The following is a 22,311-nucleotide window of genomic DNA, read 5'->3' as shown; positions in this document are numbered from 1 at the left end:
TGCCCGATGCCGAAGGCTCTCTTCGGTGCCATCGGTTCGGGCATGCCTTCCGGCAAAAAAAAGAAGGGCGGCCGGGCCGCCCTTTATGTCGTCGGGCTTAGAGGCCGAGGGCCTTCTTGACCGCCGCCTCGGCGTCGCCGCCGTCCTTGGTGGTCACGCCGGTCAGCATCGGCTTCAGGACTTCGGGATGGGCCTTCAGCCACTTCTTGGCGGCATCCTTGCCCTGCATGCCGTCATCCATGATCAGGCCCATGATCTCGTTTTCCATGGGCAGCGTGAAGGACAGGTTCTGCAGGAACTTGCCGACATTGGGGCATTCGGTGACATAGCCGGCGCGGGTGTTGGTGTAGACGGTCGCGCCGCCGAAGTTCGGTCCGAAGATGTCGTCACCACCGGTGAGGTAGGTCATCTTGTACTTGGTGTTCATCGGGTGCGGGGCCCAGCCGAGGAAGATGATCGGCTTCTTCTGCTTGTCGAACTTGGTGACCTGCGAGAGCATGCCCTGCTCGGAGGATTCGACGACCTTGAAATCGTCGCCGGTGAAACCGTGCTTCTTGTCCTTGATCATGTCGAGCACGAGCTTGTTGCCGTCATTGCCGGGCTCGATGCCGTAGATCTTGCCGTCCAGTTCCTTCGCGTGCTTCGGAATGTCGGAGAAATCCTTGATGCCAAGCTTGGCGCCGTATTCGTTGGTGGCCAGCGTGTACTTGGCGCCTTCGAGATTGGCGCGGACGGTGTCGATCTGCTTGGCGTCGGCATATTGCTTGATCTGCGGCGCCTGCGAGGGCATCCAGTTGCCGAGGAAGACGTCGAGCTGCTTGTTGGCGAGCGACTGGAAGACGATCGGAACATCGAGATCCTTGACGTCGGTCTTGTAGCCGAGGGCATCGAGAATATCGACGGCGGTACCCGTCGTCGCCTGGATGTCGGTCCAGCTGACTTCGGCGAAATGGACCGTGCTACAGGCTGCCGGTTCGGCGGCGGAGGCGCTGGCGGCGAGACCGGCAACGGCGGCGGAAAGTGTCAGGGTAAAGGCAAGCGTTTTATTGATCAGCATAATGGCTCCCGGTTCTTTTTGTGTTCCCGGCCATTATCAATATCCGTCGGCGGCAAGCAAGCATGCGCGTTTACGCCGCAGGAGAGGGGGTATTTGCGACATGGAGCAATTCATGTGGCGGTTCGCGCCTCAGGCCGTGGTTAAAAAACATCACCTTGCGGTTTAGAATCGCGATGTCCTCGTTGTGACTTGATCTGCGTCATGGCCAAGCGGATAGAGATTTATCGTCACCTGCTTTCTGGACCACATTGATGTCTTCTGAATTTCTTCTGTCGCGGCGCAGCTTTGTCATCGGCTCCGTCTCCATGACCGCGGCGCTCGCCGGCTGCAGCACCGTCAACACGCCCACGGTCGTTCCGGTGGCGGCGCAGCGGCCGATCGGTCCGCCCGATGAGGCCGAGCTCGAGGCGCGTTACGCTGCGGTGGAAGACGGCGGCCACCTGTTGCCGGCGATCCCATACAAGAAGATCGACCCGAAATATTACCGCCAGCGGGTGATCGACCCGACCGGCGAAAAGCCCGGTACCGTTGTCGTCGATACGCCCGGCCGCTTCCTCTACGTCGTCGAACCGGGTGGCACGGCGATGCGCTACGGCGTCAGCATCGGCCGCGACGGCTTTGCCTGGGAAGGCGAGGGCGTGATCCAGTGGCGCCAGCCCTGGCCGCGCTGGAAGGTGCCGCCGGAAATGGTTGCGCGCGATCCCAAGCTCAAGAAATACTCGATTGAAGCCGGCGGCATGGATCCGGGCGTGAAGAACCCGCTCGGTGCCCGCGCGCTCTACATTTTCAAGGACGGCCAGGATACGCTTTACCGCCTGCACGGTTCGCCGGAATGGCAATCGATCGGCACGGCGGCATCCTCGGGCTGCGTGCGCTTCGTCAACCAGGACATTCTCGACCTCTATACCCGCGTTCCCTACCATGCCCGCATCGTCGTGCATCAGGGTTCGCTGCAGACTGCGGTCTGATCGCCATTGCCGGTGGCGGGCCTCAGGAGGGCCCGCCATAAGCCTATCGGGGTTGTCGGATGGCGATCCGGCCACACGTCTTCATCGTGCAGGGAGGGTTTCAGGCCGTCCCGTCACTCTGGAGGACAAGCCTATGCCCCGTTATCTCGTCGCCATTCATCATCCCGACAATTACGATCCGGCGCTTCTCGAAGACGCGGCGATGCATCGGGATATCGACCGTCTCAACGAGGAGATGGTTGCGGCCGGCATACGGCTCTTTGTCGGCGGGTTGACCCCGGTGGGGGCCGCCCGCTCGATACGCCGCCAGCCGGGCGGCGAGGTGGAGATCGCCGATGGCCCATACCTTGGCACCCATGAGCATATGGGCGGCTTCTGGGTGCTGGAGGCCGCCGATATGGCTGAAGCGGAGGAATGGGGGCGCAAGGCCGCCATCGCCTGTCGGACTTCGGTCGAGGTCAGGGAATTCCACTGACAGAGGTGCCGGACCAAGGTTGGCAGTCAACCATCCGTCGATACGGTCAGGTCCTTCCAGGCATCGATCTCCTGCTGCATGCGGGTGATGCGTTCGGAGACGAATTTCAGCGCATCGCTGCCGAGCAGAAGCTGCGGCGGCGGGTTCTCGGACTGGATCAGCGTGAGGACGGCTCGCGCAAGCTTTGCCGGATCGCCGAGCTGCTTGCCGCTTTTTTCCTGCCGGGCGGTGCGGATCGGATCAAACAGCGCGTCGTAATCTGATATCGAGCGCTCGCTGCGCACCATCGAGCGGCCCGCCCAGTCGGTGCGGAAGGAGCCGGGGCAAAGTGCCGTGACATGCACGCCGAAGGGTGCCATCTCGGCGCGCATCACCTCCGATATGCCCTGCAGCGCGAACTTGCTGCCGCAGTAATAGGCGATGCCGGGCATGGTGATCATGCCGCCCATCGAGGTGACGTTGACGATGAAGCCGCTGCGGCGCTCTCTGAACCTCGGCAGGAAGGCCTTGGCAACCGCCACGGCGCCGAAGACGTTGACGTCGAACTGGCGGCGCATTTCCTCGATCGGTGATTCCTCCAGCACGCCTTCATGGCCATAGCCGGCATTGTTGATGAGAACATCGACCGGTCCATGCTCGACTTCTACCGCATCGACGACATCGGCCACGCGGTCGAATTCGGTGACGTCGCAGATGACCGTGTGAATATCTGGCGGGCTCTCCGCGAGGCTTGCCCTTGCGGCCTCGGAGCGGACGGTGCCGATCACCTTGTGGCCGGCAGCGCTTGCCGCGGACGCGATGGCAAGGCCGAAGCCGGAATTGGCGCCGGTGATGAAAAAGGTCTTCATTGCCATGGATTTTCTCTCCCATGTGTTGCTGTGGGACTTGGCAAATAGTATGAATGGATGATCTCTTCGATGGCGATTTCTATGAACGACTTGCCTGATCCTATCAAAAGCCTCTCCGGGTCATCGATCCGGCCAATGCTGGTCGAACTTGCGTCGAGGCTTGCGCCCCGGCATGGCTACAATGCGACGGCGCTTGCCAATGTGCGGCTTTTGAGAAGCGAGGCGGTGCTGCAGGATGTGCCGGTCCTCTATCGGCCGGGCGCCGTCTTCGTGCTGCAGGGGGCCAAGCGCGGCATTCTCGAGCGCGAGGTCTATCGCTATGACGAGGATCACTATCTTGCCGTGTCGGTGCCGGTTCCCTTCCGGATGCGGTCGGTTGCCAGCAAGGATCATCCGCTCATCGCCGTCTATGTGGATTTCGACATGGCGCTTGCCGGTGAGATTGCTGCGCAGGTGGCGGAGATCAAGGGCGTGGACAGCGGCCGGCCGAAGGGCCTGATGTCGAGCCGGATGGATGCCGGGATCGAGGATGTGCTGCTGCGGCTGCTGACGGCGCTCGGCGATCCCGTCGAGATCGCGGTACTCGGTCAAAGCCTGCTGCGCGAGCTGCATTACCGGGTTCTGGTCGGGCCGCAGGGCGGGGCGATGGTGGCGGCGCTGCGGCAGACCGGAGCGGCGGGCCGGATCGTGCAGAGCCTCGTGCGGCTGCGCGAGACCTATATGGGCGAAGTGTCGGTCGGCGATCTGGCGCGGGAGGCGGGCATGAGCATTCCCTCATACCATGCTCATTTCCGCGACCTGACGGGCAGCAGCCCGATGCAGTATGTCAAGGCGATGCGGCTTCACGAGGCACGGCTGAAGATTGCCGGCAACGGGACGATCGCACAGGCGGCAGCCTCGGTCGGCTATGCCAGCGCGGCGCAGTTTTCCCGCGATTTCAAGCGGCATTTCGGCCGCACCGCATCCGACGAGGCAAAATGGGTGCACCGGCATCTCGGCGAGGCGGAATAGGGGTTGGTGCGATCCCGATCGGAGGCTGGTTCATCCGCTTCCTGTCGCGATGGTGTGCGCTTGGCGACGGATGGTGCTCCGTGAGCCGAGCTTTAACCATCAGATCAGTGTGTCTTGTGCGGAAACCTTTGGTTACAAGTTTGGAATTGAAATACACCTTAAGGGTGTGTAATCCATATGTCATAAAAATAATTTACTTGAGGAATCACCAGGATGGATAACCGGCCACCCAAGCCGCGCGTTGTGGCGCCCGCAGGTCGCAGGCGACGAAAAGGCCTGATCGGGCGGGTGGTTGCGGCGTTGTGCCTGCCGTTCGTGTGCCTTTTGATCGCCATCAGACCGGATCTTTTCGACGAGGACAGCGACTGAGCCTGCGCCGTGCTCGGATTGCGGCGGCCATTGGCGATAGCTAAATGTTTATCGGGCCTGTGGCTTGCCCTGAAACGTGCGGATCTGGCGCATGGCAACGAGATATCCCTGTTCGTCCCCTATTCGGCGATAGCGCTCGGCGCGCCACGTCAACAGCTTGAACTGAAGCGTTCGGATCAGGGCTTTCATCTGTCTCTCCAACCTCCAGTCATTGGAGGCGATTACTCGCCTGTTTCATGGCGCTGATCGGAAGGGGCCGCAACAGGAATAAGGTTTCCGAGTGTTGCTGGCGGGTTTTTCAGGGCGGTTGCGACAAAGATGCGCAAGGTGCTGGCAGGCGCGTGGGCATGTTGGAGAACGGCCAAGCGCTATTTCAGCATCGGCCAGGTGTCGGAAAGCTTGTAGCCGCCGGGGAAGGGGTCGGAGGGGTCGAGCATCAGCTGCGACGTGCCGCTGATCCAGGCGCGGCCGGTGATCGACGGGATGATCGCCTTTTCTCCGGCGACCGTGGTTTCCTCGACGATCCTTCCGGTGAAGCGGGTATCGATGATGGAGATGCCGGTCAGGGTCTCGCCCTTGTTCAGTTCTCCTTTTGCATTGAGAAGCGCCATGCGGGCGGAGACGGCGGTGCCGGTCGGTGAACGGTCGATCTTGCCGGGCTGGATGGCGACGACGGATTTCGCCATCAGCTCGCCGTTCTCGCGGTAGGGCTTGCCGGCGAAGAGGCAGAAGGAAATATGGTTCCAGCCATCCTGTTCGGGATGGGAGAAGCCGAGCTGGCGATTGGCCTCGTTGGTGATCCTGATGCCGGTTTCGGCGATCAGGCGAGCGTTTTCCGGGCTGAGGTCGAGGCCGATCTCTTCAGGGTCGACGACGACGAAACTGTCGCCGCCATAGGCGGTGTCGACGGTGATCGTGCCGATGCCCGGCACGTCGAGTGCTGCGCCGAGCTTATGGGCAAAGCTCTTGACGTTGGTGACGGTGATCGTCTCGGCCTTGCCGTTGCGGCATTGGGCCTCGACCTCGACCAGTCCGGCGGGTGCTTCGAGGACCATTCTCGTCACCGGTTCGGTCATCGGGATAATGCCGCTGTCGAGCAGCACGGTGGAGACGCAGATGGAGTTGGAGCCGGACATGGGTGGTGTGTCTTCCGGCTCCATGATGATCCAGCCCATCTGTGCCTTCGGGTTTTTCGGCGGCACCAGCAGGTTGACATGGCGGAAGACGCCGCCGCGGGGTTCGTTGAGGACGAAATTGCGAAGCGTCTGGTCCCTGGCGATGAAGCGCGACTGTTCCCAGATCGTGTCGCCCGGCGGGGGCGCAACGCCGCCGACGATGACATCGCCGACCTCGCCTTCCGCATGGCAGGTGACGACATGGATGATCCTGGATGAGCGCATCTGTGTTTCCCTCGAATTTTTCCACGCGACCATTGCTGTCTTTTGCCTGGCCGTCTGCAATTTCGGTAATGCTATCCGTCAATTACGCTCGCGACAATGGATGATGGCAGCTCACGGGGAGATGATGATGATGAACCGTTTCGTGGTGATCAGCGGATGTTCGGGGGGAGGCAAGTCGACGCTTCTCGCAGAGCTTTTCGCGCGCGGGTTTTCCGTCGTGGAAGAGCCGGGGCGGCGCATCGTCAGGCAGGAACAGGAGGGAGAGGGACTTGCTCTGCCCTGGGTGGATCTGGCGGCCTTTGCCCGAAAGGCGATCGCGATGGCGATTGCCGACCGGAAGGCTGCTGCCGACAATGCCGGCTGGACCTTCTTCGACCGCGGGCTTGTCGATGCCGCTGCCGCTCTCGAATGGGCGACGGGGGAGACGACTGTCTGCCGGCTTGCCGCGTCTTACCCCTATCATCCGACGGTGTTCATGACGCCGCCCTGGCCGGAGATCTATGCGGGCGACGACGAGCGGCGGCATGGAATGGACGAGGCCGTTGCCGAATACGAACGGCTTGCGGCCCTCTATCCGGCGCTCGGCTACGAGGTCGTGCCGCTGCCGAAGGTGAGCGTCGGCGAACGGGCGGATTTCGTACTGGACCGGCTGCAGGGGTGAGGCTGCAACCGGTGTCCTGTCTTTCGGCTCAGACCGAACGCATCAGACCGAGCGCATCAGGCCGCCATCGACCTTGAGGTTCTGGCCGGTGATGTAGCCGGATCCCTCGGAAACGAGGAAGGAGACGGTGGCGGCGATTTCGGCGCTGGTGCCGTAGCGTTTCATCGGCACGGCATCAATGCGTTCCTCTGTGGCCGGCAGGCTGTCGATCCAGCCGGGCAGGATGTTGTTGATGCGGATATTCTCGCCCGCATAGGTATCGGCATAGAGCTTCGTATAGGCGGCAAGGCCGGCACGGAAGACCGCCGAGGTGGGGAACATCGCCGAGGGCTCGAAGGCCCAGGCGGTGGAGATGTTGACGATCGCGCCGGATTTCTGTGCCTGCATGATCGGGGTAATAAGGCGCACCGAGCGGATGACGTTCATCAGGTAGACGTCGAGTGCCGTATGCCACTGTTCGTCGGTGATTGCGGTGATCCCGGCGCGCGGGCCGTGGCCGGCACTGTTGACCAGCGCATCGACGCGGCCCCATTTCTCCATCACGGTGTCGACAAGGCGCTTCAGGTCGTCGGGCGACTGGTTGGAGCCGGTGACGCCTATGCCGCCCAACTCATGAGCGAGAGCCTCGCCCTTTCCGGATGACGACAGGATCGCGACCTTGAAGCCGTCGGCGCTCAGCCTGCGGGCCGATTCTGCCCCCATGCCGCTGCCGCCGGCGGTGATGATCGCTACTTTTTCTACTGCCATGGGAAGCTCCTTCGCTGCTGGATGCTGGCTGATCGACTGCGGCATCCTGCATATCATCCGGTCGCGACCGGCTGCAAAGCCCTTCTCCGCTGGCGCGGCCGTGGTGTGGCGGGGGTCAGCCCGCCTTAGGGGACTTCTTCCGCTTCGGCTTGAAGTCGATGATGATCGATTTGAGCTCGACCTCGCGAACCCGGTGGGCTGCCTCTTCCGGCGAGACCCAGGCGATCTGCCGCTGGCCGCGCTCCTTGAAGTTCCGGTCGATGTCCGTCACCTCGACGGGGAAGACTTCGACCGTGCAGGGGGCGACATCGCCATTGTCCAGCCATTTGAGATATGTGTAGCGGCCGACAGGCGTTTTCTTGGCCTTGCCACGCACGCCGGCCTCCTGCCAGGCTTCGATTTCAGCAGCCTCATGCGCCTTTTTCTTCTTCATCGGCCAGCCCTTGGGGATGACCCAGCGACCGCTGTCGCGCGAGGTGATGACAAGGATCTCGGCGTCGTCTGCATTGGCGGGAAACCTGTAGCAGAGTGCCGCATATTGCAGGCGGAACTCGCCGGAAAACAGCTTGTCCGGCATCTGCGCCAGCTGCTGCAGCAGGGTCTTCGGCTTGCCTTCCGGTGGCCGGGAAACTTTCTTGACAGGTTTCATGCCCGTTTAAATGCCGATTTTCACAGTTGATTCCAGCGGCCCGATAGCATTTATGACAGTTTTGTGACAGTGGCGCCGCAGCGCATCCACCGGGATGTGCTGCCAGGGCGATACCGAGGACCAGCAGATGATGAGCGTTTTCCGGAAATTGATGCCGCGCGAGGACAAGTTCTTCGACATGTTCTCGGCGCACGCGCGGACAGTCGTCGACGCGGCGGAAGCGCTCGGCCATCTTTTGAACGGAGAGGATGTGGCCAAGAATTGCGAGCGTATCGTAGCGCTCGAGGATCGTGCCGACAATATCACCCGCGACGTTCTCTTGGCCGTGCGCCGCAGTTTCATCACGCCCTTCGATCGCGGCGACATCAAGGACCTGATCCAGTCGATGGATGATGCGATCGACATGATGCACAAGGTGGTCAAGACGATCCGCCTGTTCGAGCAGACGAGCTTCGATCCGCTGATGAAGCAGATGGGCGAGGAGATCGTCAAGGCGGCGCATCTGGTCGCCGAAGCGGTGCCGCTGCTCGACAAGCTCGGTGCCAATGCGCAGCGGCTGAGCACGATTGCCGAGGAAGTCACCCGCGTGGAGGGCCGTTCCGATGAACTGCATGATCAAGGGCTGAAGGATCTGTTCCAGCGGCATGGCAGGACCGGCAATGCGATGGCCTACATGATCGGCAGCGAGATCTATGGCGAACTGGAAAAGGTCGCTGACCGCTTCGAGGACGTTGCCAACGAGATCAGCGGCATCGTGATCGAGAACGTCTGATGGATGTGACGCTGGCCTTTCCGCTGCTTGCCTGTTTGATCGGCATTGCGCTGTTCTTCGATTTTCTCAACGGCTTGCACGATGCGGCCAATTCGATCGCGACGATCGTCTCGACCCGCGTGTTGAAACCGCAATATGCGGTGGCTTGGGCGGCCTTCTTCAACTTCATCGCCTTCATGTTCTTCGGGCTGCATGTCGCCGAGACGCTCGGAACCGGTATCATCGATCCGGCGATCGTCTCGCCGCAGGTGATCTTTGCGGCGCTGATGGGGGCGATCGTCTGGAATATCGTCACCTGGGTGTTCGGCATTCCCTCCAGTTCCTCGCATGCACTGGTCGGCGGGCTGGTCGGGGCGGGACTGGCAAAAGTCGGATTCAATTCAATCGTCTGGGCGGGTTTGCTCAAGACGATTGGCGCGATCTTCATGTCGCCTGCGATCGGCTTTTTTCTGGCGCTGGTCCTCGTCCTCATCGTCTCGTGGATCTTCGTGAAGCAGACGCCGTTTGCCGTCGACCGGACGTTTCGCATCCTGCAATTCGCCTCCGCCTCGCTCTATTCGCTCGGCCATGGCGGCAATGACGCGCAGAAGACGATGGGCATCATCGCCGTGCTGTTGTTCACACAGGGCCATCTCGGCGGCACTTTCTACGTGCCGTTCTGGGTTGTGATCTCCTGCCAGTCGGCCATGGCGCTCGGCACCCTGTTTGGTGGCTGGCGCATCGTCCACACGATGGGTTCGAAGATCACCCGGCTCAACCCGATGCAGGGTTTCTGCGCCGAGACGGGTGGGGCGCTGACGCTGTTCGGCGCGACATGGCTCGGCATCCCGGTTTCGACCACGCACACGATCACCGGCGCGATCGTCGGCGTCGGGGCGGCCCGGCGCGTCTCAGCGGTGCGCTGGGGGCTGGCTGGCAATATCGTGATCGCATGGGTCGTCACCATGCCGGCGGCGGCCATCATCTCCTATCTCACCTATGTCATCGCCTCGCTGTTCGGCTGATTGATTTGCTGTTCGGTTGGGCAGCAGGCGGCTTGCCGTAAATATCTGTGACTATCGGCGGCCCGGTCTTCCGCTTGTTGCGGGGGAGTAGGACAAAGCCCGGCATGGCCAAGCTCTATTTTCACTACGCGACGATGAATGCCGGCAAGTCGACCATGCTCTTGCAGGCCTCCTATAACTATCGGGAACGGGGCATGCGCACGGCGATCTTCATCGCCGCGCTCGACGACCGTGCCGGCAAGGGGAGGGTTTCCTCCCGGATCGGCCTGTCGTCGGATGCCATCCCCTTCGGTTCCGAGGACGACCTTTTTGCCGCGATCACCGCCATGCATGGCGAGGAGCCGCTGGCCTGCGTCTTCGTCGACGAAGCGCAGTTTCTCTCCGCCGAGCAGGTCTGGCAGCTGGCGCGGATCTCAGACCGGATCGGCATTCCCGTCATGGCCTATGGCCTGAGAACGGATTTTCAGGGCAAGCTTTTTCCCGGTTCATACGAGCTGCTCGCCATTGCCGACGAATTGCGCGAGGTGCGCACGATCTGCCATTGCGGTCGCAAGGCCACCATGGTCGTCAGGGTCGATGCCGAAGGCGAAGTGATCCGCGAGGGCGCGCAGGTCGAGGTCGGCGGCAACGAGCGATATGTGTCGCTCTGCCGGCGCCATTGGGAAGACAAGATGCGTTGCCACTGACGCCCCTGGTGGCGCTCACGCCACCAAAAATACGGGTTATCCCCCCGCCGTTGACCAATGTCAAAGCACGATGGCCTTTTGGCGTTAAAACGCAGTCATCGCGATCGAAACGCGAACCCTCGCAGGAGAATTTAATGAGCAGAACGATCCTCAAGACCATCATTCTTGCAGCCGTTGCTGCCCTCATGGCCATGCCGGCATTCTCCGCCGAGATCGAGATCAAGATGCTCAACAAGGGTGCCGATGGCGAGGCGATGGTGTTCGAACCGGCAGCAGTCAAGGCGGCTGTCGGCGATACCATCAAGTTCGTCGCCACCGACAAGGGGCATGACGTGGCCTCGATTGCCGGCCTCGTTCCGGATGGGGTGGCGGACGTCAAGGGCAAGATCAGCCAGGACGTTTCGGTCACCGTCGACAAGCCGGGCGCCTATGTCTTCAAGTGCACGCCGCATTTCGGCATGGGCATGGTGGCACTGGTGGTGGTCGGTGATGCACCGGCCAATCTGGATGCGGTGAAGGCTGCAAAAATGCCGAAGAAGGCCAAGGACCGGCTGGATGCCGAAGTGGCCAAACTCGGTCTCTGATTTTCATAAGACGTAAGAAACAAGACCCTTTTCATTACCTAAGCATTTTCTTTTTCATCACCTAAATATTGTTGCCGGGCCGTTGTCGCTAAATTGCGCAGCGGCCCTATTTCTTGTCCGAAATGCCAGTGGGCCCTGCGGGAGGCATGGAGGCGGAAAATGGAGCGGCAGGGGATGGGCGGTTCCGGATCTTTCGAGGATAAGGCCAGTACGCTCGATGCGGAGTTGAAGGCGGTGCTTTCGGCCGGCGCGGACATGGTGGCCGTGCTCGGCCATGTGACCGGTGGCGCATCGAAGGACGCCGTGGCCGGCGACAGCGGAGAGTTTGCCGCACTCGACGAGATCCGGCTCGGATTGATCGAGCGGCAGCGCAGCGTCCATGACCGGCTGGCGCTGGTCGTGTCGGGCATTGCCGCCACGATCGAAAAGGAGAGGCTCAATTTCGACCGGCGTGAAGTGCCGCTGCGCAGCGATGCGCTGATCGGTTTCTGGTCGAAGAAGGCGATGCGGCGGAGGATAGAGCGGCGGGCGCTGATGGCGGGCGATATCGAGCGGCTGAAGACGTCGCTTGGCCGGGCCGATCGGCTTGCCGGCCGCATCGCCACGCAGCGACGCAATGTGATGGCCCAGCGTGCGATGGCCGAGGCGCTGCTTGACGCCATTCCCCGCACGCGTGGCGGCCCGGACCAAATGGAGGGTGCCGGGGCCGGGGGCGTCGTTCAGGTTGCGACACTCGCCGCAAGCGTCGTCGATACCCTCAATCTTGGTGTTCGCGACCTGACGCTGCTTCTGCATAAATTGACCTTCGATGTCGAAAGACTGCTGGATCACTATGCCGTTCTTCTGTCCTTCCGACGCGACCGGGATGCGCATCAGCTGATGGCTGACACCTATCCTTATTTCGGGGATGCCGTTGCCCGGCTGGCAAAGGATGTGCTGCCGGGGGCAAGGCTGGCTGACAGTCGCCGCGGCATCGATCTTGCCTTTGCCGAGCGCTTTTCACCTGGGTGAGAATGGTCTGGCGCGAGCCTTTCCCTTTCGCGGGGCTTGCGACGTTTTCGCCATCATGATCTTTCGGCTTTGTTCCCGGCTGCTGTTGTACTCATGCGGCCGGCGTCATATCTCATCGGTAACGATGGCAGCTTCAGGAGGACTTGATGCCCGGTTGGATCAGTGGAGTTTTTCGAGGCCTTGCAGCGGCCGCCAGACGCGTGCTGCGGGTCTTGATCGCCTGGCTGGTCTGGCCGCTGATGGCGGCAGGTGGATGGTATAGGGGACGGCACCTGTGGGTGAAGACGCCGATCGCTGCGGTGGTCGTCGTGCTTGTCGCATTCTATGGCTATTTCGTCTGGCAGACGCAGGTGTGGAGCGGGTTCAATCCGAATTTCGTTGACGCCTATCGCTGGAACGAGCGCAACATCCCGGCTGGGCAGGAACTGCCGGAAACGGGCGTTCCTGCCCAAGCCGCAACTCCAGCGGCCAGCGAGGCTGCCCCGGTTTCGGGGACCGCCGCCGGCAGCCAAGCTGCTGCGCCGAAACAGTGCCAGACGTCTGCCATTGCAGATGCTGCCGCCGACCTGACCGACATGAGCGTCAACCAGAATGCGTGGATATCCTCCATGCTTCTCTACCGGCTGGGCTTTTTCGGCATCGACTGGGATCATACGCCGTTTCTCGACAACAAGGCCTCGTTCCAGCGCGGCGTGAACCAGGCGGTGCGCCGCACGACTGTCGAACTGGTCGACACCTTGGCGCGCGTTCGCGGCACGTCGGGTATCAACAGCAACCTGCAGGATGCGCGCAGCAATCTGCAGTTCGACGAATATTCCTGGTATTTCGGCCTGAGCCCGTTCGGGCCGAAGACGCCGACGCCGAGCTATTATCGCACCGCGATCAAGAACCTGCGGGCCTTCAATGTCGATCTCGGCAATTGCACGGCGCTGTTCGACAGCCGCGCCGACAATCTGGTGCAGTTCATCGACCGGGTGGCCAACGATCTCGGCTCGACTGCCGCCATCCTGCGCGAGCGGTCCGAGAACCATGGCGGCGGCTGGTTCGATACGCGTGCCGACGACCGGTTCTGGTTCGCCTATGGGCAGATCTACGGCTACTATGCCATCCTGTCGGGTGTCGGCGCCGATTTCTCGCAGGTCATTCGCGAGCGTAATCTGACAACCTTGTGGAGCGATACGCTGAAGCAGATGCAGGCGGCGCTGCGCGTTCAGCCGGCGATCATCTCGAATGGCGCAGAGGATGGCTGGATCATGCCGACCCATCTGGCAGTGATGGGCTTCTATACGCTGAGGATCCGCTCCAACCTCGTCGAAATCCGCTCGGTTCTCGATCGCTGAGAGGCGGGCGGCGAAATGCCGTCCAAGCGCCGCGGCATGAGGTGCCTTTGCTGACGCCCGGCTGAAGGACTAAAGCGTGTCGAGATCTTTTCGCTTGCTGTGCTTTAGCTCTCTGTTTTTGCGCATGTCTTTATCCCGAAACCGGTAACCACTTTCGGGAGACATGCTGTCGTTCAGCCCTTCAGCATTTCCTCGTCGGGGATGAAACCGATGATCGAGCTCTTCTGCGGGAAGAGCTCGTAGGTCATGCCGATCACGTCGCCTTCTCCGTCCTCATTGGCGCGGAATTTACCGACGCTGCGGACGAACTTGAATTTGGCGGTGCCTGTCTTCACCCTGTAGAGATTGTGGTAGGCAAGCCGTGCGGCACTGGCGCGCTCGAAGGTTTCCATCATCGCGGCGTGGTCGTCAGGGTGGATCGTCGCGCTGAGGCGAACGAGATCCAAAGGCCCTTCGCTGTGGTCGATGCCGAATATCTGGCAAAATTCCGGCGTGCCGAATACGTGGCCTGTATCGACATTGAAGCGCCAGAAGCCGCAAAGGCGGAAGGAGGCCACCAGTTCCAGCACTTCGCGATCACTGAGCCCGACAAGAAGATGCTGGGCCTGATAGGGTTTATGCGAATGCTCGATCCAGGATGCCAAGTTCAGGTTCTCTTTCGTCCCAAGGCGTGCTGCGGATCTTTCGGATCCAACCCTTACGCCTCGGCTCCTTGTTTTTGCGCGTGTCGTTCGCGAAAGCGGGGGCACTTCCGGGAGACATGCTGCAAGCTTCATGATCAGGTAATAAGCCTGAGTCTCAACGCTTTCGCCACTAGCTGAGTGCGATTGACGCAGTCGAGCTTCTTTATGGCGTTGGTCATATAGGCGTTGACCGTATGATCGGACAAGGAAAGGATCTGGCCGATCTCGGCGGAGGTCTTGCCCTGCGCGGTCCAGCGGACCACTTCGAGTTCGCGGCTGGTCAAGGGCGAGGGTGCAGCCTTGCGTTCATCGCGCCTTATCTTCTCGAACATGTCGAAAGCATGCAGCGTGATCATGCCGATTTCATTGAGCTCCACCTGGGTCAGGCGGGGGCGGGCGCCATCGAAGCGCATGATGAAACGTTCGCCCTCCAGCGAATGCAGCGTCATCGCCACGCTGGTGATCAGCCCGAAGCGGCGCTGCAGATCCTCGATGTCGGGGTCGAATGCAATCGGCCTGATGGCTATAGGGTCACCGATTGACCAACAATAGGGGAGTTTCGAGTTGATGATGATCGTCCCGAAAGGACATTTTGACAGCAACCGCTTGCGGTCGAACTCGGCCACATAGGCATCAGGCACGGTCGTTTCGACGATCATTCGCGACAAAAGACGCTCGTCGGGGTTGTTGAGTGAAAGAAGTGTCACATGCTGCAGGCTAAATTCATAGGTAACCCGCTGCAGGGTCAAGAATAGACCTTCCTGCGAATGGGCCGCAGATATCTCGCTGCTCAGCACCGATTGCCGTTCGTGAGTTATCATTCGATTTTCATTTTCGAGGAAGCTATGTTATTGTTAATAAATATACTAACCATCTTGAATTGCTAGCAGAAATTCGCAGGTGGTGCGATTTGCAACGATATTTGTGATACGTTGTCATCTTATCTATTTAATTTCAGTGGCTTATGGGCAAATGCCATGATTGGGGAAATTGCTCGCCGCTCCGCTTTTCGGGGCAGCGCTGGCGGTTTTGACGTCAATCGGCTGATCCTGACGTAGAATCAGCGCGGTCCCGATCACCTCGGCCCGGTCTGGGTGCGGGTGGTTCCGTCGGCGATTTCAGCCTCGGCGGCATTGCCGACATGCGGATGGACAATATAACTGGCAGAATCAGTTGCCGGCTGCGCTCGACGATCCGCTCATCATCGCTTCGGGAATGGTGAGCGTCGAGTAGACGCGGTTGCGGCCGTTCGACTTGGCCATGTAGAGCAACTGGTCGGCGGCGCTCAGATGGTTGTCGAACGTGTCGTCGGGCTCGAACTCTACGACGCCTGCCGAAATGGTGACCGATATGCTCTGGCCGCCGATTGCCAGCGACGTTTCCTCGACCGCCTTTCTGAGCTGCTCGCAGAAGGAGTGAGCCTGGAAGGCATCCAGCCCTGACAGGAAGATGGCGAATTCCTCACCGCCAAGACGGGCCGGCATATGGCCAGCCGGGGCGCACATCGCAGACATGACATCGGATACGGCGCGCAGGACGATGTCGCCAGTGTCGTGGCCATAGGTGTCGTTGACCGTCTTGAAGAAATCGATGTCGAGCAGCGCGATCGAGCCATGGAGGCCGGTCTTTTCCAGCTTGCGCATGTGGGCGAAGAAGTGGCGCCGGTTGGCAAGTCCGGTCAGGTAATCCTGCTCTGCCAGACGGCGCAGGTGCCTGAGCTGGGTGAGCGTCTCGATATTGTTGTCGATGCGGCATTTCAGTTCCTCATCGACGAAGGGACGATAGATGAAGTCCGATGCGCCGGCTTTCAGGAAGCTTGCCGAGAGAAGCCTGTCGGAGGAGGAAGAGATGCCGATGATGCGCATCTGTTCGGAATTGCGTGTCTGGCGAATACGGCGGGTCAGCTCGTATCCTTCCATGTCGGCCATGTGGTGGTCGGTGATGATGAGTTCGATCGTGCTGTCGGCGGCCAGGATTTCCAGCGCTTCGCGTCCCGACGATGCTTCCAGGACCTGGAAATTCTGGCGCATCAGGATGCCGACGAGTTCCGAGCGGGCGCTGCGGGCATCATCGACGACAAGGATCTTGTGGGCGCCGTTCGTCAGGATCCGGTTGACGGTCTGGATCACCATGTCGATCGTCTGGCTGCCGTGCTTGACGATGTAGTCGACAATCTTCTTGGCGTTGCAGCGTGCCCTGGTCTCGGCGTCGAAGGTCGCGGTGAAGACAATGGTGGGGATGCTGCTGCCGGACAACAGATCGAGGATCTCGCCGTCCGGGGCATCGGGGAGGTTGAGGCCTGTCAGCGCCAGAATGAAATGCTCTTCGGCAATCCTTGCGCGGGCCTCCTTCAGCGAGCCGCAGCGGATGACGGTCGCGCCGGTCTCTTCCTCCAGACGGTTCGTCAGCAATGTCGAAAGGGCGACGGAATCCTCGACGATCAGGATCTTTTCGTCGCGTTTCAGCTTGACGCCTGCGTCCGCAAACAGATTTTCCCGGCCTATCGTCATGTCATTCTCCAGAACACGTGGCCTATTGGATAAACGAGATCAATTACGAATCGATTATCTTGAGGGTCGGAGTGTCCTTAGCCGGGCGGCACAAGGTCGCGGTCGGCTGCTGCGTCGCTGGATGACGGTCGGGCCGGGACTTATAGATGTGCCTCATGCTTTGCTTCGTGCTTGTCGGCCTTGGTGGCGGCCATGATCCGCTCCAGCCAGCCGAGCATGACGGCGGAGACGACGAAGGTGAGGTGGATGATCGTATACCACATCAACTGCTGGTCAGTGTACTGGTTGGCGTTGAGGAAGATCTGCAGAAGGTGGATCGACGAGATGGCGACGATCGACGATGCGACCTTGATCTTCAGGCTGCCTGCATCGAGCTTGCCGAGGAAGGAGACGTCCGCTTCCGTCTCGTCGAAGCGGCTGACGAAATTCTCGTAGCCGGAAATCATCACCATGACGATCAGGCTGGCGACGAGGGCTGCATCGATGAGGCCGAGCATGGCGAGGATCATGTCCGATTCGCCCAGCGTGAAGACGTCCTTGGCCACCTTCCAGAATTTGGCGGCAAACGACAGGGCGTAGAGGGCAAGAGCCGCGACAAGACCAAGGTAGAAGGCCACCAATATCCATCGGCTCGACAGAATGATCTTCTCGACCAGCAATTCCAGCGATTTCATCAGATGTGCTCCAGCTTGATCAGTATGCGCTCACATAGACGGGCGAATACAGGCCGGGCAATACCGAAAGTTGCCAGACTTGTTGCATTTTAATCACTTGCCGATACTCACACAAACATGATGACGGGAGTCATGTTTTAATAATTGACAACGAGAGTCATGTTTTTTAATGGCATGAACAAGGCAATAAAACGCCTCTCGCCATATTGTCGCCACATTTGAAAACGGGCCGCTGCGCGCCGCCGTGAACCCTCACGGCGTATGTCTGCGCGTGCCGAAAAGGATACCCATGGGCACCCGCCACTCACGATCACTTCTCCTGACATGCACCGCGCTGGCTCTCGTCGGTCTTGCCACCGACGTTACTGCACAGCAGGCCACGACCCAACAGGCGGCAGGTCAGCAGGCGGCGAGCGATCAGAACCTCAAGCCGATCGTGTTGAAGGGCAAAAGGGTGAAGGCCGGTGATCCCGCGGCAGCCAACCCGCTCGCCAGCTCGACGACAGCGGACGATATTGCGAAGAAGGATATCACCAGCCTGCAGGACCTCGGCAACACGACGGAGCCGGGTGTTGATTACATCGCTACCAAGCCAGGCCAGCAGGGGGGGCTGTTCATCCGTGGCCTCGGTGGGCCACGTGTCGTCACAATGGTCGACAACATTCCGATCCCCTATTTCGAGAACTATGCTCGCGAAGGAACGGGTACGACCAGCCTCGAAAGTACGTCTTCGGCCTTCGACTTCTCCGCTCTTTCCAGTGCCGACGTGATCCGAGGTGCAGATTCAAGCCGCATCGGTTCCGGTGCGCTGGGCGGTGCTCTGTCGCTGCATACGCTTGAGCCCGAGGATCTCATCGGGCCTGACAAGAATTGGGGCGGCATCGCCAAGGCGACCTATGACAGCGAGGACAAGAGTGTCGGGGGCTCGGTCGCCGTCGCAAAGAAGATCCAGAATACGTCAGTCCTGTTCCAAGGCTCTTACAAGTATGGGCATGAGCGGGACAATAAGGGCGATAACAGTTCTTTCGGCTCTGCCCGGACCGAGCCGAACCCGGCCGACGTGAAGCAGGACAATGTGATGTTCAAGCTGCGCCAAGATCTTGAAGGGGGCAATCGCATCGGCATCACGGCAGAGCGGTATCTCTCGAAAACCGATACCGACATGAAGACGCTTTGGGGCACCTATATGCCTTACGAGTTCCATGCCAATGACAATCAGGAGCGTGACCGCGTATCGCTCGATTACAACTACGAATCCACTTCGGACGATTCTCTGATCGATCGCGCCAACGTTTCCCTGTACTGGCAGCGGCTTGGACAGGAATCACGGTCGGGTGATGAGAAGGCCGATGGCAGCACGTATATCCGCAAAGACACGATGCAGGAAAATTCCTACGGTATTGTGGGCGGCGCTGAGTCCAACTTCAAGAGTGGTAATTTGGACCACACTATTCGCTTCGGCGGTGCAGGTTCGCTGAATTATTTCAACGAATATCTCTACGCCAACACTGCCGGCGTCGATTCGGCTTCACAGTCCGACATGCCGGATGTGACCGGAAAGCAGCTTGGTCTTTATGCCGAAGACGAAATCAGTTTCGGTAACAGCGGCTTCAAGTTGACGCCGGGTATCCGTTTCGATGCCTATGACTACGATCCAGACGGTTCGGTCTCAAGCAATAGCGGTTATGAGACATTCGGCTTGCCAAAGGGCAGCAATGGTTCGCGGTTCTCTCCTAAACTGCTTGCTACCTACGATCTGACGCCTGAAGTTCAGTTGTTCGCGCAGTGGTCGATGGCCTATCGCGCGCCGACGATGAACGAAATGTATCTGAACTTCTCGAATGTCGGCTATGGTTATGCGGTTGTCGGCAATCCTGATCTGAAAGCGGAAACCAGCAACGGCTTCGAGGCCGGGGCGAGCTATCAGTCCGGCGATCTGAGCGGAAAGCTCACCGTATTTTACAACAAATACAAGAACTTCATCGAGCAGCAGACCGAGACGACGGACATTTATCCCGGTTATGGCGGGTTTGGCGATGGGACGTTGTTTATCTATCGCAACATCCCGAACGTGAAGATCACGGGCGTCGAAGCGAAGATGCGCAAGGATTTCGCCAACGGCTTCTTTGGCACGGCTTCCTTGGCATATGCCTACGGCGTGGATACGGACACGAACGAACTCGTCCGCACGGTTGCTCCGTTCAAGTCGGTCGTGAGCTTTGGCTATGCCAATGACACCTGGGGCAGCGAACTGACGGGTATCCTTGCGGCCGGCATGCGTGACGACCACGATGCAAGCACGTTCGATGCGCCTGGCTATGGCATTGCCAACCTGACCGGCTGGTGGGAGCCGACGCAGACGAAGGGCCTTCGTATCCAGGCCGGCATCTACAATATCTTCGACAAGAAATATTGGAATGCCGTTGGCGTTCGTAACGTGAACCCGTCGGGCGTCTCATCTTCGGGCACCAACCAGCCGACGGATTATTATTCCGAACCGGGTCGCTACTTCAAAATCTCCCTGACCCAGAAATTCTGATCAGGAGTTGGGGGCGGGGGCTCCAGTCGGGGCGGTGCGAGCGATCGTGCCGCCCCTTTTTCGTCGGGCTTTTTCTTTGGATCGCGGGGTCTTGTGGCCGGCGGGCTATTCACAGCCGGAGCCTGCTTCGCTAAGCATGGCCAACGAAATGCTCATATAATCGCCGGACGGGAAAACATGGCCATGGTACAATCCGATATCGAGATCGCCCGCGCGGCGAAGAAGCTGCCGATCTCGGCGATCGGCGAAAAGCTCGGGATCTCGTCTAACGATCTCATTCCGTATGGCCATGACAAGGCGAAGATCGGGGCGGAGTTCATCGCCTCGCTCGAAGGCCGGAAGAACGGCAAGCTGATCCTCGTCACCGCGATCAACCCGACGCCGGCCGGCGAGGGCAAGACGACGACGACCGTTGGTCTCGGCGACGGGCTGAACCGGATCGGCAAAAGGGCGGTCATCTGCGTGCGCGAGCCGTCGCTCGGGCCGTGTTTCGGCGTCAAGGGCGGGGCTGCCGGCGGCGGTTATGCGCAGGTCGTGCCGATGGAGGATATCAACCTCCATTTCACCGGCGATTTCCACGCGATCACCTCGGCGCATAATCTTCTGTCGGCGATGATCGACAATCATGTCTATTGGGGCAACGAACTCGATATCGATATTCGCCGGGTTTCCTGGCGGCGGGTGATGGACATGAACGACCGGGCACTGCGCGAGGTCGTGCTGTCGCTCGGTGGCGCCAAGAACGGTTTTCCGCGCGAGGGCGGGTTCGACATCACGGTCGCCTCCGAAGTCATGGCGATCCTCTGCCTTGCGGAAAACCTCGCCGATCTGGAACGCCGGCTCGGGCAGATCGTCATCGGCTACCGTTTCGACCGCTCGCCGGTCTATGCGCGCGACATCAAGGCCGACAAGGCGATGGCGGTGCTTTTGAAGGATGCGATGCAGCCGAACCTGGTGCAGACGCTCGAAAACAATCCGGCTTTCGTGCATGGTGGTCCGTTCGCCAATATCGCGCATGGCTGCAATTCGGTGATCGCCACCAAGGCGGCGCTGAAGCTCGGCGATTATGTCGTCACCGAAGCCGGTTTCGGGGCCGATCTCGGGGCTGAAAAGTTCTTCGACATCAAGTGCCGCCAGTCTGGCCTGAAGCCGGATGCGGCGGTGATCGTCGCGACCATCCGGGCGTTGAAGATGAATGGCGGGGTGAAGAAGGAAGACCTGTCTGCCGAAAATGTCGAGGCCTTGACGCGCGGTTGCGCCAATCTTGGACGCCACGTCGCCAATGTGCGCAAGTTCGGCGTTCCGGTCGTCGTCGCCATCAACCATTTCATTTCCGATACCGATGCCGAGATCGCTGCGATCAAGGACTATGTCGACCGGCTGGGTGCCGATGCGATCCTCTGCCGCCACTGGGGGCAGGGCTCGGCCGGCATCGAGGAACTCGCCCATAAGGTGGTCGAACTTGCCGATAGCGGGCAGGCGAATTTCCAGCCGCTCTATCCGGACGACACGCCGCTTTTCGACAAGATCCAGACTGTCGCCTCGAAGATCTACCATGCCGGCGAAGTGACGGCCGACAAGTCGGTGCGCGACCAGCTGAAGGCCTGGGAAGAGCAGGGTTACGGCAACCTGCCGGTCTGCATCGCCAAGACGCAATATTCCTTCTCCACCGACCCGACGCTGCGCGGGGCGCCGGAAGGCCATGTCGTGCATGTGCGCGAGGTGCGTCTCTCTGCCGGTGCCGGGTTCATCGTGGCGATTACCGGCGAGATCATGACCATGCCGGGCCTGCCGCGCTCGCCGTCTGCCGAGCGGATATTCCTCAATGACGAGGGCGAGATCGAAGGACTGTTCTGATCCCGTCGAAGTGTTGCTTTCGTGGCTTGACAGTGCATGTCAAGATGCGGGAAAGCATTGTTGAAGCTGGAGCTTGAATTTCGGCGCGATGCCGCGCAGGATCACCTTACAGGTTCGTGACGCGCCGGGATATTGCGGAGACTTTGATGTCGATTTCAATGCGAATGCTTTCACTCTCGGCTGCTGCCGCAATCTCCGCACTGTTTCTCGGCTCGGTGTCGGCCGGGGCCGCCGATATGGTCAGCGGGCATTATCCGTCGGCGCCCAAGGCGTCGCGCCAGCATGTGGCAAGCGCTTCCTATGCCAATGAGGAGTGCGAGCTTCTGACGGTGACGCAGACCGGCCAGGCGCGCACCGTGCGCATCTGCCATCCGGTCGTGGACGTGAAGCCGATGAAGACCAACGGTTCGTCCAGCGGGGATGCCGGCGACGGTTCGTCCTACACGATCACCCAGCAGTAACGCGC

The 22,311-nt window shown here is 60.3% G+C and carries 23 protein-coding genes; 13 read left to right on the top strand and 10 right to left on the bottom strand.

Translation table 11 applies throughout. From position 1 onward, the window contains the following. Positions 1–97: 97 nt before the first annotated feature. Entirely contained in the window at positions 98–1,057 is a 960-nt protein-coding gene (gene choX / locus NCHU2750_RS12135; protein ID WP_119940733.1) for a choline ABC transporter substrate-binding protein, read from the bottom strand. Positions 1,058–1,308: 251 nt separating this feature from the next. On the opposite strand from choX, the gene NCHU2750_RS12130 reads away from it, so the two are divergent. Beyond that, positions 1,309–2,025: a L,D-transpeptidase gene (locus NCHU2750_RS12130; RefSeq protein WP_119940732.1), complete on the top strand. Its 717-nt coding sequence runs from the start codon at positions 1,309–1,311 to the stop codon at positions 2,023–2,025. A gap of 133 nt (positions 2,026–2,158) precedes the next feature. Beyond that, positions 2,159–2,500, top strand: a complete 342-nt coding sequence (locus tag NCHU2750_RS12125; RefSeq protein ID WP_119940731.1) for a YciI family protein — start codon at positions 2,159–2,161, stop codon at positions 2,498–2,500. A 26-nt stretch (positions 2,501–2,526) separates the two neighbouring features. On the opposite strand, the gene NCHU2750_RS12120 is transcribed toward NCHU2750_RS12125, so the two are convergent. Beyond that, complete coding sequence (locus NCHU2750_RS12120) at positions 2,527–3,354, bottom strand: oxidoreductase (protein WP_119940730.1); 828 nt, start codon at positions 3,352–3,354, stop codon at positions 2,527–2,529. Positions 3,355–3,429: 75 nt separating this feature from the next. Here NCHU2750_RS12120 and NCHU2750_RS12115 point away from each other — a divergent pair, with 75 nt between their 5' ends. Next, positions 3,430–4,359, top strand: coding sequence for an AraC family transcriptional regulator (locus NCHU2750_RS12115; RefSeq protein WP_245480232.1), 930 nt, complete (start codon positions 3,430–3,432; stop codon positions 4,357–4,359). A 417-nt stretch (positions 4,360–4,776) separates the two neighbouring features. Here the strand turns inward: NCHU2750_RS12115 and NCHU2750_RS30510 are convergent, their stop codons facing one another. After that, positions 4,777–4,917 (bottom strand): hypothetical protein, encoded by a 141-nt coding sequence (locus tag NCHU2750_RS30510; protein WP_162939607.1) that lies wholly within the window; start codon positions 4,915–4,917, stop codon positions 4,777–4,779. Between the two features lie 179 nt (positions 4,918–5,096). Then, the gene (locus NCHU2750_RS12110) at positions 5,097–6,128 is read right to left on the bottom strand and encodes a trans-3-hydroxy-L-proline dehydratase (protein ID WP_119940729.1); all 1,032 of its coding nucleotides are present in this window, start codon (positions 6,126–6,128) and stop codon (positions 5,097–5,099) included. Between the two features lie 130 nt (positions 6,129–6,258). Between NCHU2750_RS12110 and NCHU2750_RS12105 the strand changes: the two genes are divergently transcribed. Beyond that, entirely contained in the window at positions 6,259–6,789 is a 531-nt protein-coding gene (locus NCHU2750_RS12105; protein WP_119943280.1) for an AAA family ATPase, read from the top strand. A gap of 42 nt (positions 6,790–6,831) precedes the next feature. Here the strand turns inward: NCHU2750_RS12105 and NCHU2750_RS12100 are convergent, their stop codons facing one another. Then, positions 6,832–7,536, bottom strand: a complete 705-nt coding sequence (locus tag NCHU2750_RS12100; protein WP_119943278.1) for an SDR family oxidoreductase — start codon at positions 7,534–7,536, stop codon at positions 6,832–6,834. 115 nt (positions 7,537–7,651) lie between these two features. Next, positions 7,652–8,185, bottom strand: coding sequence for an NUDIX hydrolase (locus tag NCHU2750_RS12095; protein ID WP_119940728.1), 534 nt, complete (start codon positions 8,183–8,185; stop codon positions 7,652–7,654). A gap of 127 nt (positions 8,186–8,312) precedes the next feature. Between NCHU2750_RS12095 and NCHU2750_RS12090 the strand changes: the two genes are divergently transcribed. From NCHU2750_RS12090 to NCHU2750_RS12065, 6 genes are all read left to right on the top strand, one after another. Next, entirely contained in the window at positions 8,313–8,957 is a 645-nt protein-coding gene (locus NCHU2750_RS12090) for a DUF47 domain-containing protein (RefSeq protein ID WP_119943276.1), read from the top strand. Beyond that, on the top strand, positions 8,957–9,961 hold the full coding sequence (locus tag NCHU2750_RS12085; RefSeq protein WP_119940727.1) for an inorganic phosphate transporter: 1,005 nt from the start codon (positions 8,957–8,959) through the stop codon (positions 9,959–9,961). Before NCHU2750_RS12090 ends, NCHU2750_RS12085 begins: the two co-directional genes overlap by 1 nt. A gap of 104 nt (positions 9,962–10,065) precedes the next feature. Beyond that, a complete protein-coding gene (locus tag NCHU2750_RS12080) occupies positions 10,066–10,647 on the top strand; it encodes a thymidine kinase (protein ID WP_119940726.1) in 582 nt (193 codons plus the stop codon). Between the two features lie 134 nt (positions 10,648–10,781). Next, a complete protein-coding gene (locus NCHU2750_RS12075) occupies positions 10,782–11,231 on the top strand; it encodes a pseudoazurin (protein ID WP_119940725.1) in 450 nt (149 codons plus the stop codon). Positions 11,232–11,390: 159 nt separating this feature from the next. After that, positions 11,391–12,242 carry a hypothetical protein gene (locus NCHU2750_RS12070; RefSeq protein ID WP_162939606.1) on the top strand — a complete coding sequence of 284 codons (852 nt, stop codon included), beginning with the start codon at positions 11,391–11,393 and terminating at the stop codon, positions 12,240–12,242. A 146-nt stretch (positions 12,243–12,388) separates the two neighbouring features. After that, positions 12,389–13,582, top strand: a complete 1,194-nt coding sequence (locus tag NCHU2750_RS12065; protein ID WP_119940723.1) for a DUF2333 family protein — start codon at positions 12,389–12,391, stop codon at positions 13,580–13,582. 173 nt (positions 13,583–13,755) lie between these two features. Here the strand turns inward: NCHU2750_RS12065 and NCHU2750_RS12060 are convergent, their stop codons facing one another. The 4 genes from NCHU2750_RS12060 to NCHU2750_RS12045 all read right to left on the bottom strand — a co-directional run bounded on the left by NCHU2750_RS12060 (position 13,756) and on the right by NCHU2750_RS12045 (position 17,449). Further along, positions 13,756–14,226, bottom strand: coding sequence for a PAS domain-containing protein (locus NCHU2750_RS12060; RefSeq protein ID WP_162939605.1), 471 nt, complete (start codon positions 14,224–14,226; stop codon positions 13,756–13,758). Positions 14,227–14,360: 134 nt separating this feature from the next. Then, entirely contained in the window at positions 14,361–15,086 is a 726-nt protein-coding gene (locus tag NCHU2750_RS12055) for a helix-turn-helix transcriptional regulator (protein WP_119940721.1), read from the bottom strand. A 348-nt stretch (positions 15,087–15,434) separates the two neighbouring features. Further along, the gene (locus tag NCHU2750_RS12050) at positions 15,435–16,775 is read right to left on the bottom strand and encodes a GGDEF domain-containing response regulator (RefSeq protein ID WP_119940720.1); all 1,341 of its coding nucleotides are present in this window, start codon (positions 16,773–16,775) and stop codon (positions 15,435–15,437) included. Between the two features lie 140 nt (positions 16,776–16,915). Further along, positions 16,916–17,449, bottom strand: a complete 534-nt coding sequence (locus NCHU2750_RS12045; protein WP_119940719.1) for a TIGR00645 family protein — start codon at positions 17,447–17,449, stop codon at positions 16,916–16,918. Positions 17,450–17,738: 289 nt separating this feature from the next. Between NCHU2750_RS12045 and NCHU2750_RS12040 the strand changes: the two genes are divergently transcribed. From NCHU2750_RS12040 to NCHU2750_RS12030, 3 genes are all read left to right on the top strand, one after another. Beyond that, on the top strand, positions 17,739–19,988 hold the full coding sequence (locus tag NCHU2750_RS12040) for a TonB-dependent hemoglobin/transferrin/lactoferrin family receptor (RefSeq protein ID WP_119940718.1): 2,250 nt from the start codon (positions 17,739–17,741) through the stop codon (positions 19,986–19,988). Between the two features lie 177 nt (positions 19,989–20,165). Then, entirely contained in the window at positions 20,166–21,845 is a 1,680-nt protein-coding gene (locus tag NCHU2750_RS12035) for a formate--tetrahydrofolate ligase (protein WP_119940717.1), read from the top strand. 146 nt (positions 21,846–21,991) lie between these two features. Beyond that, positions 21,992–22,306: a hypothetical protein gene (locus NCHU2750_RS12030; RefSeq protein ID WP_119940716.1), complete on the top strand. Its 315-nt coding sequence runs from the start codon at positions 21,992–21,994 to the stop codon at positions 22,304–22,306. Positions 22,307–22,311 lie beyond the last annotated feature (5 nt).

The organism is Neorhizobium sp. NCHU2750, assembly GCF_003597675.1.
Taxonomy (GTDB): Bacteria; Pseudomonadota; Alphaproteobacteria; order Rhizobiales; family Rhizobiaceae; genus Neorhizobium.
Note: the sequence above shows the minus strand (reverse complement) of the source record. Positions and strands in the feature narration are given on the sequence as shown.

Excerpts from the sequence above, each read along its gene's own strand:
- choX (WP_119940733.1), bottom strand. The coding sequence starts at position 1,057 with ATGCTGATCAATAAAACGCTTGCCTTTACCCTGACACTTTCCGCCGCC.
- NCHU2750_RS12130 (WP_119940732.1), top strand. The coding sequence starts at position 1,309 with ATGTCTTCTGAATTTCTTCTGTCGCGGCGCAGCTTTGTCATCGGCTCC.
- NCHU2750_RS12125 (WP_119940731.1), top strand. The coding sequence starts at position 2,159 with ATGCCCCGTTATCTCGTCGCCATTCATCATCCCGACAATTACGATCCG.
- NCHU2750_RS12120 (WP_119940730.1), bottom strand. The coding sequence starts at position 3,354 with ATGGCAATGAAGACCTTTTTCATCACCGGCGCCAATTCCGGCTTCGGC.
- NCHU2750_RS12115 (WP_245480232.1), top strand. The coding sequence starts at position 3,430 with ATGAACGACTTGCCTGATCCTATCAAAAGCCTCTCCGGGTCATCGATC.
- NCHU2750_RS30510 (WP_162939607.1), bottom strand. The coding sequence starts at position 4,917 with ATGAAAGCCCTGATCCGAACGCTTCAGTTCAAGCTGTTGACGTGGCGC.
- NCHU2750_RS12110 (WP_119940729.1), bottom strand. The coding sequence starts at position 6,128 with ATGCGCTCATCCAGGATCATCCATGTCGTCACCTGCCATGCGGAAGGC.
- NCHU2750_RS12105 (WP_119943280.1), top strand. The coding sequence starts at position 6,259 with ATGAACCGTTTCGTGGTGATCAGCGGATGTTCGGGGGGAGGCAAGTCG.
- NCHU2750_RS12100 (WP_119943278.1), bottom strand. The coding sequence starts at position 7,536 with ATGGCAGTAGAAAAAGTAGCGATCATCACCGCCGGCGGCAGCGGCATG.
- NCHU2750_RS12095 (WP_119940728.1), bottom strand. The coding sequence starts at position 8,185 with ATGAAACCTGTCAAGAAAGTTTCCCGGCCACCGGAAGGCAAGCCGAAG.
- NCHU2750_RS12090 (WP_119943276.1), top strand. The coding sequence starts at position 8,313 with ATGATGAGCGTTTTCCGGAAATTGATGCCGCGCGAGGACAAGTTCTTC.
- NCHU2750_RS12085 (WP_119940727.1), top strand. The coding sequence starts at position 8,957 with ATGGATGTGACGCTGGCCTTTCCGCTGCTTGCCTGTTTGATCGGCATT.
- NCHU2750_RS12080 (WP_119940726.1), top strand. The coding sequence starts at position 10,066 with ATGGCCAAGCTCTATTTTCACTACGCGACGATGAATGCCGGCAAGTCG.
- NCHU2750_RS12075 (WP_119940725.1), top strand. The coding sequence starts at position 10,782 with ATGAGCAGAACGATCCTCAAGACCATCATTCTTGCAGCCGTTGCTGCC.
- NCHU2750_RS12070 (WP_162939606.1), top strand. The coding sequence starts at position 11,391 with ATGGAGCGGCAGGGGATGGGCGGTTCCGGATCTTTCGAGGATAAGGCC.
- NCHU2750_RS12065 (WP_119940723.1), top strand. The coding sequence starts at position 12,389 with ATGCCCGGTTGGATCAGTGGAGTTTTTCGAGGCCTTGCAGCGGCCGCC.
- NCHU2750_RS12055 (WP_119940721.1), bottom strand. The coding sequence starts at position 15,086 with ATGATAACTCACGAACGGCAATCGGTGCTGAGCAGCGAGATATCTGCG.
- NCHU2750_RS12050 (WP_119940720.1), bottom strand. The coding sequence starts at position 16,775 with ATGACGATAGGCCGGGAAAATCTGTTTGCGGACGCAGGCGTCAAGCTG.
- NCHU2750_RS12045 (WP_119940719.1), bottom strand. The coding sequence starts at position 17,449 with ATGAAATCGCTGGAATTGCTGGTCGAGAAGATCATTCTGTCGAGCCGA.
- NCHU2750_RS12040 (WP_119940718.1), top strand. The coding sequence starts at position 17,739 with ATGGGCACCCGCCACTCACGATCACTTCTCCTGACATGCACCGCGCTG.
- NCHU2750_RS12035 (WP_119940717.1), top strand. The coding sequence starts at position 20,166 with ATGGCCATGGTACAATCCGATATCGAGATCGCCCGCGCGGCGAAGAAG.
- NCHU2750_RS12030 (WP_119940716.1), top strand. The coding sequence starts at position 21,992 with ATGTCGATTTCAATGCGAATGCTTTCACTCTCGGCTGCTGCCGCAATC.